Genomic DNA, 13,764 nt, shown 5'->3' with positions numbered 1-13,764 from the left:
CAGCCGGTTTTGGCTCGGTTTTAGCTGTCGATTTAGCCTCCGGTGCTTTCGCCTGCGCCTCAGCTTCGGGAGCGGGACGTTCAGCTTCGGATCCCATCGCCTTGAGACCTTCCGGCATGGTGTCGCCCAGGGTCTGCGTCAGCGGGGCCTCACCCTTGGAGACGTCGACACGCCCCTTGGATTCCTTCTGCACCTTGGCTTCAGACTTCTGGGTGGCCCGGCGCGCCTCGGCTTTGGCTTCCGCCTTGTTCTTCACAGGACCAATAACCATTACCATATTGCGGCCATCGATCCTCGGATTCGATTCGACACTGCCAACATCGGAAACGTCTTCAGCAAACTTCTGGAGCAGGCGGATTCCCATCTCCGGACGTTGCTGTTCACGGCCGCGGAACTGGATCATGGCCTTGACCTTATCCCCCGCCGACAGGAACCGGCGTGCGTGGCCGGTCTTCGTCTCATAATCGTGGGTATCGATCTTAAGCCGGAAGCGCACTTCCTTCAGAACGGTGTTCGTCTGGTTCTTGCGCGCCTCACGGGCTTTGACCGCAGCTTCATATTTGTACTTGCCAAAATCCATGAGTTTAGCCACCGGTGGCTTGGCCATCGGCGCAACTTCAACGAGATCAAGGTCTGACTCACTTGCCAGGCGCAGTGCATCTTCGATTCGTACGATGCCGACTTGTTCGCCTGCCGGTCCTACCAGCCGCACCTCCGGGACGCGGATCCGATCATTGATTCGTGGCTCGCTAATGTGTAGCTCCTGTTGTTCTGGTAACGGTCACCACCAGCACATGAAGAAGGCCTCCAATCGCTGGTGCAATCGAAGGCCTCAATAGGATCGGACAGCCGTACGCCGGAAGCGTAGGCACGTACCGCAGTGATGCCGCTGCCTGCGGCACTGAAGTACGCCGACCAAAACCCGGAAACCGGTATCGCCGGCGATACCGGCGGCGCTGGTGACTCAGGTGGGAGAGGACTCCGCTTGCACACTGAATAACCGATCTTCCTGGTCCAGATCCCATCGCAGAGATATAGCACACGGAAGTACCGACATTCAGTAGGTCTGTGACAAGCTTACCATTATGAGCACTCCAGACAGTAATCAGCCGGTCGGTGAAGCCACGCATAACGTCTATGAAGACCCGGCCGTTCAGCAGGAAATAAGGGATATCGCAGAGGTACCCGCGGTCGAAGTTATTAACACCGCAGCTGTACACCTGATGAGCGCCGCCGCCATTAAATGCGGTCTTGCTGCCAGCGAGGATGCCGCGGAACTGAAGGATCTGGACGAGGCCCGCAAGCTGATCACGGCTCTGGCCGGCTTCGTCACCGCAGCTGCCCCTGAGATTGGGAGCCAGCATGCCGGACCCTTAAGGGATGGATTACGCTCCCTCCAGCTGGCATTCCGCGAGGAGTCCAGTCACCCGGACGCTCCGGGCCAGGGGCCAGGCGAAAAGTGGACCGGTCCCGTTAACTGACCGGATCCCCATCGGCAGACGGCTTACTGGTTATCCCGCAGTGGCCAGCTTAACCTCCAGCGAATCCACCCGGTCGACGAATTCCCTGTTGGCTGCCAGGCGGTTCTGCAGTTCCCCGACCACCGCCTTCACATCAGCCTCGTCCAAGCCCGGGATAAGGCCAACGATGAGGCGCAATTCGGGTCCTGGCCCACCACCGTCGACGCGCCGCCCGTCGGAGAGCAGCGACGCCACACCCGATCCAGGCCGGATCTGCACCGAATGAACTGCCGGCAGTCCCTCGGCTGCCAACGCCACAGCCTGACGCACCTCGTCATCGAGATACGACGGCGTCCATTCCTTCTGCTGCGCCAAGGACCAGGCGGCCGGCCGGCGGACGACGAACGTCTGCGGAGCCCCAGGATCGATCACCATTAACTGCGCATCCTCGGCCGCGGCGGACAACGCCGCCCGGGCAGCGGCGACGGCAACCGGCCGCGCTCCGGGATGCCAGGCCTGCAGGAATTGCACGCTGCTGAATACCGGAAGAGCCTTACGGCCGTCAGGAGCTTTCAGGCTGACCATCGCCATGTCTGATTCTTTATCAGTGACGAGGCCATCCGCGCCATTACCAGTGTCAGCCACCTCGGCGACTATCGGGACAAAAACCCTTACGCCAGCCAAGGCGGCAACGACGTCGGCTTCGGTTCCCGTCCCCGAGTTGAGTTCTTCAAGGGCTCTGCGGTAGCTCTCATCCGTCTTGCCGTCGTCGCTCCCATACTGATGTACTGTTTCGCCTTCCGGACCCAGATCCCTGCCAGACCAAGGGCGGTTCGCGGAATCGGCCAAGCCCCCGGCGCCAGCCAATGCCTGGGCGATATGTGGAGGCAGTTTTCCTTCCGACACTCAGCGGACCTGCCGGCGTCCTGGCCTGCCGGCAACGTCGAGCGCCTGCGGGAGGGTGAAGGCACCCGAGTACAACGCTTTGCCCACGATGGCACCTTCAAGCCCTTCGGCGACCAGTTCCCGCAGGGAAGCTATGTCCTCGAGAGTGGCAATGCCACCGGACGCGACGACGGGTTTGTCGGTCCTCGTCAACACTTCGCGCAGTAATTCAACGTTTGGTCCGCGCAGTGTGCCGTCTTTCGTTACGTCGGTGACGACATAGCGCGAGCATCCGGCGGCGTCCAGGCGCTGGAGCACTTCCCAAAGATCGCCACCTTCCCTGGTCCAGCCCCTTGCCGCAAGGGTCGTTCCCCGCACGTCCAGTCCCACAGCGATCGCCTCACCGTGCTTGTCTATCGCCCGGGCAGTCCACTCTGGATTTTCAAGCGCCGCTGTGCCGAGGTTGACCCGGCTTGCCCCTAGCTTGAGCGCCGCCTCGAGTGAATCGTCATCGCGAATCCCGCCGGACAGTTCGACTTTGATGTCCAACTTGCCAACGACGCTGCTGAGAAGCTCCAGGTTGGATCCGCGGCCGAAGGCAGCGTCAAGATCCACGAGATGGACCCATTCCGCTCCATCATTCTGCCAAGCCAGGGCGGCATCCAGTGGCGATCCGTAACTGGTTTCGCTGCCCGCTTCGCCTTGAACCAGCCGCACGGCTTTGCCGTCGGCGACGTCGACCGCCGGCAACAGTTCCAGCACTGGTGATTGATTGACGTTGTTCGTATTATTCATGCTCAACTTTCGTTTCTAGAGGAAGATATACCGGCTTGGTCTTGGTCAACCGGGAAGCGTCAGCAGCCAGCCCGCAGCGACAGCCATACCGGCAAGAACCCAAAAGCTGACGACCAGGGCCGTGGACCGCTCCTGGCGCCGGAACGATATGGCACCTCCCGCAAGCAGCCCCGCCAGACCCAACAGCGCCACTGTCCACATATGATCGTTCTCCTTCTAGAGTGACTTGATCCAGTTACGCAATAGTGCTGATCCCGCGTCACCCGATTTTTCCGGGTGGAACTGCGTGGCTGACAGCGGCCCGTTCTCGACGGCGGCGATAAACGGCGCACCGTGTTCAGCCCAGGTAACCATCGGTGCCTTCATCCGCGGCTGGTTAACGTCGAATTCCCATTTCTGGACAGCATAGGAATGGACGAAGTAGAAGCGCTCATTTTCGATGCCCGCGAACAACCTCGTTCCGTCCGGCACCTGAACGGTGTTCCACCCCATGTGCGGAACGACGTCGGCAGGAAGTCTCTCAACGATTCCCGGCCACTCCCCCATACCCGGCTCCCGGCTCTCATGCTCTGCACTTTCATCGAACAGGATCTGCAATCCGACACAAATGCCGAGAACCGGACGGCCACCAGCGACCCTCCGCCCAATCAAACGGGGCCCGTCAACGGCTTTCAATTCCTTCATTACCGTTGCGAAGGCACCGACACCGGGCACAACGAGACCGTCGGCCTCGAGGACTTCGTCCGGGTGCGCTGTAAGACTGACATTCGCGCCGGCTCGTTCAAGGGCGCGCACTGCTGAGTGCACATTGCCCGACCCATAATCCAGAACCACTACGTTGGGCAGGCTCTCATTCGTCTGCGCGTTCACAGACTGCCCTTTGTCGATGGAACTCCCTCGACACGCGGATCGGGCTCCACGGCTGCCCGCAGTGCACGTGCGAACGCTTTGAACTGGGATTCAACAATGTGGTGTGGATCGCGGCCAGCCATGACAGTCATATGGAGGCAGATCCTGGCATGCAAGGTCATCGCCTCAAAGATGTGACGTGTCAGCGAGCCAGTGAAATGCCCACCGATGAGGTGGTACTCCTGGCCAGCCGGCTCTCCGGAATGAACCAGATACGGCCTTCCGGAGACGTCGACGACGGCGTGTGCCAACGCTTCGTCGAGGGGAACGGTGGCTTCCCCGAACCTCCGGATGCCGCGTTTGTTCCCGAGCGCCTGATGTAGCGCTTCGCCAATAGTGATAGCCACGTCCTCCACAGTGTGGTGAACATCGATGTGCGTATCTCCGTGCGCTTCAACCACGAGATCCATCAAGGAGTGTTTCGCCAGCGCGGTAAGCATGTGGTCGTAGAACGGCACCGTAGTCTCAATCCGCGAGGAGCCTGTTCCATCAAGGTCCAGCTCCACCATGACCGACGACTCGCTGGTTTTCCGTTCGAGGCGTGCGGTTCGCTTGGCGCCGGATGTTGGCTCTGAACTCATCTGGTCGTTCCTTCACTTGATCTTCATTTCGACATCAGGGTCAATACTGATTGGCATGGTTCCAATTCGGACAATTCCTGGATCCCGCCCCTAACAGTCTAGGAGTGGTCGGCTACAGAAGCTTCCGGAGTGATTCAAGGAACCGTGTGGTTTCCTCTTCCGTTCCGGCACTAACCCTGAGGTAACCCGGAATGCCCACATCGCGGATAAGGACACCATCGTCCAACAGGCCCTGCCAGACCTGGGACGGATTTCCAATCCCGCCGAAGAACACGAAATTCGAATCCGATGGCGCCGGCGTCAGTCCCATATGTTCCAGTTCTTCGACGATTCGGTCCCGCTGGAGCTTGATGTCCTCAACGTTTGCCAACAACGACGGCGCGTGGGCCAGCGCGGCCAGCGCTGTAGCCTGCGTTATGGCAGAGAGGTGGTACGGGAGACGCACAAGCCGCAGGGCGTCCGAAATTTCAGGCGCTGCAGCCAAGTAACCAAGCCTGGCTCCGGCGAGGGCGAAAGCTTTGCTCATGGTGCGCGAAACGATTAGCCGTTCACGTCTTGGAAGCAGTGCCAGCGCACTCGGCGTGCCGGTATGGGCGAATTCCTCATAGGCTTCATCGACAATGACGATGGAATTGGTCGCGTTGCCAGCTTCGTAGACTGCCTCGACGACATCCGGGGCCAAAGCGGTGCCGGTCGGATTATTCGGTGAACAGAGAATCACGATGTTGGGGCGTTCCTCCAGCACCTGTTCCGCTGCACTCTCCGCCGTCAGGGAAAAGTCGCTGGTCCGCTCGCCTGCAACATACTGGGTGCCGGTAGCACTGGCAAGGAGTGGATACATGGAGTAAGTAGGAGGAAAGCTCATCAATGTACGGCCCGGTCCTCCGAAAGCCTGCAGAATCTGCTGAAGCACTTCGTTGGAACCGTTTGCTGCCCACAGATTTTCTGCCGACAAGCCATGGCCCAAATATGCTGCCAATGATCGACGTAAAGCTGTGAATTCCCGGTCTGGATAACGGTTGATCCCGCTGACAGCCTCCGACACTGCGCTAACTATGGCCTCATGAACCGCTGGAGGCAGCTCATGCGTGTTTTCGTTGACGTTCAACATGATGGGAACGTCAATCTGAGGGGCGCCGTATGGCTTCAAGCCCTGCAAATCTTCCCGCAACGGCAGCTTACTGAGGCGGTGGAGCTGTTCATTCACCCTGTCAGCTTATGCTCGTGACCGCGGCCGGTGACAATTCAGCGGCGTAATAGTGATAACGCACACGATGGACTGCACCCGCCAGACTGCAGAAAAAGTCGATTCGGCTAATCTCCGGTGGGCAAGAAGAGCTGTTGGCCGACCTGGATGACGGAAGTCTCGAGATCATTCAGGTCCATCATGGCCTGAACCACATCCCGGGTATCCCGGCCGTCGGCGATCACTTCAGCGACGGTCCATACCGTGTCACCCGGCCTGACGGTGTAGCTGACGTTCGATGTCGCACTCGACGGGTTTTCTGTACTTGCCGTGGCCGGTGAATTGAATATTCCCAGCATGGTCACCAGCAATGCCGCCAACAGCATTAGTGGAAGCCCGAGGAACAACAGGCGGCCACGCCGGGTCAATCGTAGCGGGGAACAATCGGCTGCAACTTGAGCTGACATGATTTCCAACCTTCCTAAGAATTACTGACAGTCGAACGTGCGTTCGATTTATCTGCTTCTTGTTTTAGCACGTACCGACGAACAATGTCGAGACTCGCTAGAACAAATGTTTGAAATTCGCGATCAGCTGGCTTAGCGTTGACACCAGAGTTGATCGCTGAGAACAGTGCATCAGCCACCACCGACAGTTTTCGTCGGTGGCAGGAAACCAGGACCGCATCGGCGGTCGGCAGTGGTCGGACTGCTCGATGAAAGGATCCGGAACGATGGTGAAACAAGGAACGGAAGGTTCTGGGGCATTGGATAAGCCCGTGCGCACCAAAGTGGTCAAACACCGGCCGACCAAGGGACTCACCGTTAGGCAGAAGAAGATCCTGGAAACGGTTCAGCGTTCCGTTAGTTCCAAGGGTTACCCGCCCTCGATGCGCGAAATTGGCGACACTGTAGGGCTCGCAAGCCTTTCCAGCGTGACCCATCAGTTGTCCCAGCTGGAACGGATGGGGTACATCCGCCGCGATCCGAAGCGGCCCCGCGCCATGGAGGTTCTCATTCCCTTGACATTGGGGGAAGAGGCGCTGACCGTAGAAGGCGCCGGCCAACCGTCACGCCCCCGCAGCGCCCAGGGCGGATCCATTTCAGAGTTGACAACCTCCACCGATACGGCGATGGTTCCGTTGGTCGGCCGCATTGCCGCCGGCGGGCCGATCCTGGCCGATCAAGCCGTGGAAGACGTCATGCCCCTCCCCCGCCAATTGGTCGGACAAGGCGAACTGTTCATGCTTCGCGTTGCAGGTGATTCGATGATCGATGCCGCTATCTGCGACGGAGACTGGGTGGTGGTTCGTCGTCAAAACACTGCAGAGAACGGTGATTTCGTCGCGGCGCTGCTGGACGACGAGGCGACTGTTAAGACATTCCGTCAACGCGACGGACATACTTGGCTCTTGCCCCAGAACACGCGATATGAGCCAATCCTCGGCGACCATGCCACGGTCATGGGCAAGGTCGTATCGGTACTGCGCAGCGTCTAGTCAGCGCTCCTGTATCGCGGAGTCCGGCGGGCCTGTGCCCGCCGGACTTTATTGCGTGGTCATGCGTCGATCTTTGCCAGGCGGTCGAGCGCTGACAATACGGTGTCGCGGTCAGTGGTCGCCCAGAACGGTGGCAGTGCTGCCCGTAGAAAACCACCGTACCGGGCAGTAGCCAGGCGCGAATCCAGCACCGCCACCACACCCCGGTCGGTGCTCGACCGGATTAGCCGTCCCGCCCCTTGGGCCAGTCGAATGGCTGCGTGGGTTGCCGAGACGCTCATGAATCCATTACCCCCGGCACGGGCAGCAGCCCTGGACCGGGCGGTCATCATTGGATCGTCGGGACGGGGAAATGGTATCCGGTCAATCACCACGAGGCGGCACGAATTTCCTGGCACGTCGACCCCTTGCCACAGCGACATTGTGCCAAACAGGCAACTATCCGGCTCCTCACCGAACTGGCGCACCAGCGCGGACATAGACGATTCGCCTTGGCAGAGTATTTCCAAGTCGAGCCGTCCCCGCAGCGCTTCGGCCGCGTCTTCGGCCGCACGCCGGGATGAGAACAGTCCTAAAGTGCCGCCATTGGAGGCTTTCAGAAGCGCCTCGAGTTCATCGAGTTGCTCGCTGGAAGACCCACGCTCCGGCTTCGGCAGATGGGCTGCTACGTAGAGCATTCCCTGTTTGGGATAGTCGAAGGGACTGCCGACGTCGATCCCTGTCCACGAAGGGGCGCCGTCACCGAGCAACCCCAGTGAGCCAGCCACAGGTTCAAAGGCCGAACCGATGGCAAGCGTGGCGGACGTCAGGATCACTGTATGGTCTTCGAACAGTCCTTCCCTTAACCTGCCGGCGACTGACAGTGGAGCGACGTGTAAGGTTACGGGCTGTGATTCGTCGGCGATGCTTGGAGCCTGTGCCGGGAACGAGCTCGGTCTGGAAGCCCAGATAACCTCTCCGGATTCACGGGAGGCAACCACCCGCTCACACAGTTCGAGAATCACCAGCAGCCTCGACCGGGCCATTTGACGTCCACCATCGGCTGCATTCGAACTGTCTGATTTCGAATCCGAGAGAGCGGTACGGGCCGCCTCCCGGACCTGATTCAACGCTGCGGCTTGCTCCTCGTAGAGCCCGCCAGGCATCAGGCCTGTTGGCGTCCCCAAGATGGCATCCTCGAGATTCGCTGCGGCCGAATTCAATGCTTCGACACTGACAGCCGTGTGCTTACGGGTGCTGGAAGCCGCGGCATGGATCATTGCCACCGAGATCTCTCCGGAAACGGCTCCGGTCACACGGTCCTGCAGTTCATGGGCCTCGTCGATGACCACGACGTCGTATTCCGGCAGGACTGCCAACCCCTCGAACGCACTGATGGCAAGCATGGCGTGGTTTGTGATGACGATGTCGGCCTCGGCACCGCGGGCGCGGGCCAGCTCGCTGAAACAAACATCCGCCAGCGGACACTTATTCGCTCCCAGGCATTCCAGCGCACTGACTGATACTTGTTTCCATGCCCTGTCGCTGACACCGGGTGTCAGATCGTCGCGGTCACCGGTTTCGGTTTCCTCCGCCCACTCGCGAAGTCTGACGACTTCGCGGCCGAGCGCCGACGTCGGCCCTGTCTGGGTACCAACATTGGCGCCGCCGACGGGTGGATGCGGTGCGCTGGCGTCTTCACCCAGTTGGAACAGTGCCACTTCCGGTGCGTCTTCAGAAGGAAAACCGCCCTCGAGCTTGTGCTTGCAGACGTAGTTACCACGCCCTTTGACCAAGGCAACGTCGACTTCCCTGTCGAGCTGAGGAGTGATCGCTTCAAGCAACCGGGGCAAATCCCTCCCCACAATTTGAGCCTGCAGCGCAAGCGTCGCCGTCGAAACGACGGCAGGTTTGTCGCTGTGTATGGCGTGGGCAATCAGCGGCACCAGATAGGCAAGGGATTTTCCGGTGCCGGTTCCGGCTTGGACCAGCAGATGCCTTCCACTATCGATCGCTTCTGCCACCTGGCTGGCCATTTCATGTTGACCTGTCCGGTTCTGCCCACCCATGGCGGAGACCGCTGTGTCAAGAAGCTGAATGGATTTATGCGCGGCTTCCTCTGTTTCAGCCATGCTTGACGAACGGCTCCAGCTCTGCCGCCAGGGCCTCCCGCACCAGAACCTCGAGGCGGGTTCCTTCCTCCATATGCTCTGTCGCCAGGATTTCGGAATCCTGCTCATGCAACCGGTACACCAAGTCGCCACGCTGGTAGGGAATCATCAGTTCCAGCTTCACGGACGGGCGGGGAATTCCATCGCTGATGGCCTGCAACAGGTCCTGGATGCCTTCTCCGGTCCGTGCGGAAACGACAACATGGTTTGGTTCCCGCCTGCGCAGCCGGTCGATCACGAAAGTATCAGCCGCATCGGCCTTGTTCAACACAATGATTTCCGGAATCCTGCGGGCCTCAACCTCGGCCAGGACCTCTCGGACAGCGGCTATCTGCCCTTCCGGATCCGGATGCGAAACATCCACGACATGCAGGATCAAGTCCGCATCGGCGACCTCCTCCAGCGTTGAACGGAATGCTTCGATCAGCTGGGTGGGCAGGGAGCGGACAAATCCTACAGTGTCGGAAAGCGTATAGCCGATTCCATCCGAGGTTTCGGCCTTGCGAACAGTGGGATCCAGAGTCGCAAAGAGCGCGTTTTCCACCAAGACACCGGCATCCGTCAGCCTGTTCAGCAATGACGATTTTCCAGCATTGGTGTACCCGGTGATGGCCACTGACGGCACTGAATGACGACGGCGATTGGCCCGCTTCGTGGCACGGGCAGGTTTCATGGCAGCAATTTCCCTGCGAAGGCGGGCCATCCGGGTCCTGATTCTGCGGCGGTCCAGCTCAATCTTTGTCTCGCCTGGCCCCCTCGAACCAATACCGCCGCCTGCGACTCCGACACGTCCACCGGCCTGCCGCGACATCGATTCGCCCCAGCCGCGCAACCGTGGCAACAGATATTCAAGCTGAGCGAGCTCCACCTGCGCCTTGCCCTCGCGGGACTTCGCATGCTGGGCAAAAATGTCCAGAATGAGGGCAGTCCGGTCAATGACCTTGACCTTGACGATGTCCTCCAGTCCGCGCCGCTGTGAGGGGGCGAGTTCGCTGTCGACGATGACAGTGTCCGCGCCCGTAGCCACAACGATGTCCTTGAGCTCCTGCGCTTTGCCTGAACCAAGGAAGGTGCCCGGATCCGGCTTCAGCCTGCGCTGGATGAGTCCATCCATCACCTCGGAACCAGCCGTCGCTGCCAACGACGAAAGTTCACGCAGTGAGTTTTCCGCTCCTTGGAGCGTGCCCTCGGTCCATAGTCCCGCCAGGACGACCTTTTCAAGCCGCAGCTGCCGGTATTCGACTTCGGTAACGTCTTCGAGTTCAGTAGACAGGCCGGCCACCCGGCGCAAAGCACGGCGCTCGGCCAGTTCCTGCTGATCGCCGTCGAAATCCCCATGCTCCTGACTCTGGTCAGGAATTGCCCGCGCCTTATAACCATTCCGCGATGCGGTTTGCTGCGTGCCGGTGGCCGCGGTGTCGTTTTCCGTCGAAGCCGGGCCGGCATCCTTGGACAGGATGCGGTCGATTACCGCTTGGATCTCTTCCCGGCTCAGGTCCGGGTCGGGTGTTTGCGGATGAGGGCGATTAGTGGTCATGTTCTCCTTCGAAACTTTCTACCCTTATTCTAATCCCCAAGACCCTTACGTCAGTAGCAACTCGTTGACTCGGTGGATAAGTAAGGCCGGCATAAATACCGCGACGGCAGTTCTGCGGCTAGTGTTTGCGACTATGGGGTCTGATCATTACTTCAGCGCACAACCTGCTGGTGAGGAATCACGCCGGCCGCTGCGGGTGGTTCTCGCCGGTACGAGCAGAGACTTAAACACGGCGGGTGGAATTTTTAGTCCCGGCCGGATCGATCAGGGCACGGCTGTCCTGCTCAACTCCGTACCGGCCCCTCCTGCATCTGGCAATCTGCTGGACATCGGATGTGGCTGGGGTCCGATCGCGCTCACCATGGGTTTGAAATCCCCGGATGCACACGTCTACGCCGTGGACGTGAATGAACGGTCCCTGGCCTTGACCCGGGATAACGCTGCAGCACTGGAACTTGGCAATATAAGGGTCGCAAAGCCGGAGGATATCGACCCGGAACTGCGCTTCGACACAATCTGGGCCAATCCTCCTATTCGGGTAGGCAAGGCAGAACTTCACTCGCTGCTGAAGCTGTGGATCAACCGCCTTACGCCCGGCGGCACCGCCTGGCTGGTGGTGCAGCGCAATCTTGGATCGGATTCGTTGCAAAAATGGATGGCCGGAGAGTTCGGACCGGGTTTCCAAGTCACCCGGGCACACAGCTCGCAGGGATTCCGCCTACTGCGGATTTGGCGCGACACCACGACGCCCTAGATTACCGGATGTGCTCTATTGGTTAAACAAGCGTTCCATTGGCCACCAGGACTGCAGGACCGCCCAGGAGTATGTGTTCCCGTCCGTCGTCGGCCGTGAAGAAATTCGCCGAAACGACGCCGCCGGGCACCTGGACAGCCCAGTTGTCCGGAGCACCATCGCCGGCCCAGAAACGGATCGCCACAGCCGCGGCACACGCACCCGTCCCGCAGGACTGTGTCTCCCCCACGCCGCGCTCATGAACGCGCATGGAAATCACTCCAACGCCGTCGGTCACGAGCGGGTCCGCGGGCAGCACGAACTCGACATTCGTCCCGTCCGGAGGCGTCGGGTCCACGACGGGAGGATGATGAAGGTCCGCCGCCCGCAACTCGTCCCCGTGCGCCAGCGCAACGACGGTATGCGGGTTTCCCATACTTACTGACAATGCTGGCCGGGCGACCTGCAGGCCACCGGCTTCGACAAGGGAGTCAGTTCCCTGGTTAGCGGCTTCAACCGGGAAGATGAAGTCCCAGGGACCCATATCCACGGCGTATCCCTCCGCCTCACGCTTGACGGCCTTCGGCCCGCCGCGGGTACCGATCAGGAGGACTTCTCCCTCCGGCAGGTCGACAAGTCCCTGATCGATGAGAAAGTGCACGAATACGCGAACGCCATTGCCACACATCTCAACCGCGGAACCATCCGAATTGCGATAGTCCATGAACCATTCGGCTTGGCCGGCGGCCTCGAGCAATGCCCTGCCTTCCGGTAGATTGCGGGAGTGTACAGCCCGGATCAGGCCGTCGCCGCCGATGCCTTGGTGCCGGTCGCAGATTCTGACCACCGCAGCTTCGTCAATGGCATACTCGCCGTCGGGGTCGGCAATCAGGACAAAATCGTTGCCGGTTCCGTGCCCCTTGCTGAAGGGCAGTCCGGCGAATGGCCCGAGGGAACCATCACTCATATTTCCGCTCATCCCTCCACAGTACTGGCTATGGTTTCGAGAGCTTTCCGCGCCAGGTCCTTGTCTTTCCACGGCAACCAATGGATTCTCGGGTCGGCCCGGAACCAGGTCAGCTGGCGGCGGGCAAACTTCCGGGTGGCTGCAATAGTGGCAGCAACTGCTTCCTCCACACTCATCGTCCCGTCGATAACTTGCAGGAACTGGGCATAGCCCAATGCGCGTGCAGCGGTCCTCCCGGTACGGAGCCCGTGGCCCTCCAGAGTCCGCACTTCCGCTTCCAGACCGGACTCCACCATCCGGTGGACGCGTGCGGCAAGCCGCTCCTTCAATTCCTCCCGGTCCACGGCAAGCCCGATCTGTACGGCAGGCTGGTGGTACTCACGTTGGGGCATATATGAGCTGAATCGCCGGCCGGTCAACCGGTACACTTCCAGCGCGCGCACGACCCTTCGTGCATCCGTTAACCGTTCGGCCGAAGCCGGGTCCACTTCCTGCAGCTGCGCAAGGAGCGGACCCAGACCGGCACGTTCGAGCTCCTGCTCGAGTCCGGCACGGATGGCTGCGTCCGTTCCAGGAAACTCCAACACGTCCAGAGCAGCCCGGATATAAAGACCGGACCCACCCACCAGAATTGGCACGTTGCCGCGGCTCCGGACGTTCTCCATGTCGGCCCTGGCCTGATGCTGGAAGGCAGAGACACTCGCCTCCTCTGTGACATCCAGGATGTCGAACAGATGGTGCGGCACCCCCTTCCGCTCCTCGACCGGCATTTTCGCCGTACCGATGTCCATACCGCGGTAGAACTGCATCGCGTCGGCATTGATGATTTCACCGCCGAGTTCCTGTGCCAACGTCACCGCCAGTTCGGATTTTCCCGATCCTGTGGGCCCGACGACGGCGACCACGAGCAAGCGTGACGTGCCGTCCAGCTCCCGCAACCGGGAGCCGATGCCGGCATCAGGCACGGGGAGGCAGCGTGGGCATGCCCAGCAGGACGCCTTTTCCCTCCGCGGAAGGACCGGGTACCGGCGCGCCGCATGACTCGGCCTGCGAACGATCCCAA

15 protein-coding genes are annotated in these 13,764 nt (G+C 60.4%); 3 read left to right on the top strand and 12 right to left on the bottom strand.

The annotated features are described in order from the left end of the window. Positions 1-712, bottom strand: a 712-nt coding sequence (infC, locus tag Y707_RS0119075; protein WP_026536265.1) for a translation initiation factor IF-3, incomplete at its 3' end; no start/stop codon positions are given. 373 nt (positions 713-1,085) lie between these two features. Here infC and Y707_RS0119065 point away from each other — a divergent pair. Beyond that, positions 1,086-1,481, top strand: a complete 396-nt coding sequence (locus Y707_RS0119065) for a DUF1844 domain-containing protein (protein WP_026536264.1) — start codon at positions 1,086-1,088, stop codon at positions 1,479-1,481. Between the two features lie 30 nt (positions 1,482-1,511). On the opposite strand, the gene Y707_RS0119060 is transcribed toward Y707_RS0119065, so the two are convergent. From Y707_RS0119060 to Y707_RS27555, 7 genes are all read right to left on the bottom strand, one after another. Beyond that, the gene (locus tag Y707_RS0119060) at positions 1,512-2,366 is read right to left on the bottom strand and encodes an SseB family protein (protein WP_026536263.1); all 855 of its coding nucleotides are present in this window, start codon (positions 2,364-2,366) and stop codon (positions 1,512-1,514) included. Beyond that, on the bottom strand, positions 2,367-3,140 hold the full coding sequence (gene priA / locus Y707_RS0119055; protein ID WP_026536262.1) for a bifunctional 1-(5-phosphoribosyl)-5-((5-phosphoribosylamino)methylideneamino)imidazole-4-carboxamide isomerase/phosphoribosylanthranilate isomerase PriA: 774 nt from the start codon (positions 3,138-3,140) through the stop codon (positions 2,367-2,369). A 45-nt stretch (positions 3,141-3,185) separates the two neighbouring features. Then, positions 3,186-3,341 carry a CG2302 family histidine operon protein gene (locus tag Y707_RS31925; RefSeq protein WP_164468501.1) on the bottom strand — a complete coding sequence of 52 codons (156 nt, stop codon included), beginning with the start codon at positions 3,339-3,341 and terminating at the stop codon, positions 3,186-3,188. A gap of 15 nt (positions 3,342-3,356) precedes the next feature. Next, a complete protein-coding gene (gene hisH, locus Y707_RS0119045) occupies positions 3,357-4,010 on the bottom strand; it encodes an imidazole glycerol phosphate synthase subunit HisH (RefSeq protein ID WP_253905264.1) in 654 nt (217 codons plus the stop codon). Beyond that, positions 4,007-4,630, bottom strand: a complete 624-nt coding sequence (gene hisB / locus Y707_RS0119040; protein WP_026536260.1) for an imidazoleglycerol-phosphate dehydratase HisB — start codon at positions 4,628-4,630, stop codon at positions 4,007-4,009. Before hisB ends, hisH begins: the two co-directional genes overlap by 4 nt. Before the next feature lie 112 nt (positions 4,631-4,742). Next, entirely contained in the window at positions 4,743-5,837 is a 1,095-nt protein-coding gene (locus tag Y707_RS0119035) for a histidinol-phosphate transaminase (protein WP_026536259.1), read from the bottom strand. Between the two features lie 107 nt (positions 5,838-5,944). Continuing rightward, positions 5,945-6,283: a LysM peptidoglycan-binding domain-containing protein gene (locus Y707_RS27555; RefSeq protein ID WP_035782617.1), complete on the bottom strand. Its 339-nt coding sequence runs from the start codon at positions 6,281-6,283 to the stop codon at positions 5,945-5,947. Between the two features lie 266 nt (positions 6,284-6,549). Between Y707_RS27555 and lexA the strand changes: the two genes are divergently transcribed. Beyond that, positions 6,550-7,314, top strand: coding sequence for a transcriptional repressor LexA (gene lexA / locus Y707_RS0119025; RefSeq protein WP_026536258.1), 765 nt, complete (start codon positions 6,550-6,552; stop codon positions 7,312-7,314). Between the two features lie 59 nt (positions 7,315-7,373). Here lexA and Y707_RS0119020 read toward each other — a convergent pair whose 3' ends face one another. Both Y707_RS0119020 and hflX read right to left on the bottom strand, forming a co-directional pair. Beyond that, positions 7,374-9,425 (bottom strand): ATP-dependent DNA helicase, encoded by a 2,052-nt coding sequence (locus Y707_RS0119020; RefSeq protein ID WP_026536257.1) that lies wholly within the window; start codon positions 9,423-9,425, stop codon positions 7,374-7,376. Then, entirely contained in the window at positions 9,418-11,001 is a 1,584-nt protein-coding gene (hflX, locus tag Y707_RS0119015) for a GTPase HflX (protein ID WP_026536256.1), read from the bottom strand. Before hflX ends, Y707_RS0119020 begins: the two co-directional genes overlap by 8 nt. 133 nt (positions 11,002-11,134) lie before the next feature. Between hflX and Y707_RS0119010 the strand changes: the two genes are divergently transcribed. Then, positions 11,135-11,755 (top strand): class I SAM-dependent methyltransferase, encoded by a 621-nt coding sequence (locus tag Y707_RS0119010; protein ID WP_026536255.1) that lies wholly within the window; start codon positions 11,135-11,137, stop codon positions 11,753-11,755. A 22-nt stretch (positions 11,756-11,777) separates the two neighbouring features. On the opposite strand, the gene dapF is transcribed toward Y707_RS0119010, so the two are convergent. Together dapF and miaA are read right to left on the bottom strand one after the other, a co-directional pair. Next, the gene (dapF, locus tag Y707_RS0119005; protein WP_026536254.1) at positions 11,778-12,713 is read right to left on the bottom strand and encodes a diaminopimelate epimerase; all 936 of its coding nucleotides are present in this window, start codon (positions 12,711-12,713) and stop codon (positions 11,778-11,780) included. Continuing rightward, on the bottom strand, positions 12,710-13,666 hold the full coding sequence (miaA, locus tag Y707_RS31740; protein WP_162150250.1) for a tRNA (adenosine(37)-N6)-dimethylallyltransferase MiaA: 957 nt from the start codon (positions 13,664-13,666) through the stop codon (positions 12,710-12,712). The genes dapF and miaA overlap by 4 nt, the downstream gene beginning before the upstream one ends. Between the last annotated feature and the right edge of the window lie 98 nt (positions 13,667-13,764).

It is taken from the genome of Arthrobacter sp. H14 (assembly GCF_000520495.1).
Classification (GTDB): domain Bacteria; phylum Actinomycetota; class Actinomycetes; order Actinomycetales; family Micrococcaceae; genus Arthrobacter_C.
Note: the sequence above shows the minus strand (reverse complement) of the source record. Positions and strands in the feature narration are given on the sequence as shown.

What these genes read in the sequence shown, in the direction of transcription:
- dapF (WP_026536254.1), bottom strand. Translation starts at nt 12,713, where the DNA reads ATGAGCGGAAATATGAGTGATGGTTCCCTCGGGCCATTCGCCGGACTG.
- lexA (WP_026536258.1), top strand. Translation starts at nt 6,550, where the DNA reads ATGGTGAAACAAGGAACGGAAGGTTCTGGGGCATTGGATAAGCCCGTG.
- Y707_RS0119065 (WP_026536264.1), top strand. Translation starts at nt 1,086, where the DNA reads ATGAGCACTCCAGACAGTAATCAGCCGGTCGGTGAAGCCACGCATAAC.
- Y707_RS27555 (WP_035782617.1), bottom strand. Translation starts at nt 6,283, where the DNA reads ATGTCAGCTCAAGTTGCAGCCGATTGTTCCCCGCTACGATTGACCCGG.
- Y707_RS0119010 (WP_026536255.1), top strand. Translation starts at nt 11,135, where the DNA reads ATGGGGTCTGATCATTACTTCAGCGCACAACCTGCTGGTGAGGAATCA.
- Y707_RS0119020 (WP_026536257.1), bottom strand. Translation starts at nt 9,425, where the DNA reads ATGGCTGAAACAGAGGAAGCCGCGCATAAATCCATTCAGCTTCTTGAC.
- Y707_RS31925 (WP_164468501.1), bottom strand. Translation starts at nt 3,341, where the DNA reads ATGTGGACAGTGGCGCTGTTGGGTCTGGCGGGGCTGCTTGCGGGAGGT.
- hflX (WP_026536256.1), bottom strand. Translation starts at nt 11,001, where the DNA reads ATGACCACTAATCGCCCTCATCCGCAAACACCCGACCCGGACCTGAGC.
- hisB (WP_026536260.1), bottom strand. Translation starts at nt 4,630, where the DNA reads ATGAGTTCAGAGCCAACATCCGGCGCCAAGCGAACCGCACGCCTCGAA.
- priA (WP_026536262.1), bottom strand. Translation starts at nt 3,140, where the DNA reads ATGAATAATACGAACAACGTCAATCAATCACCAGTGCTGGAACTGTTG.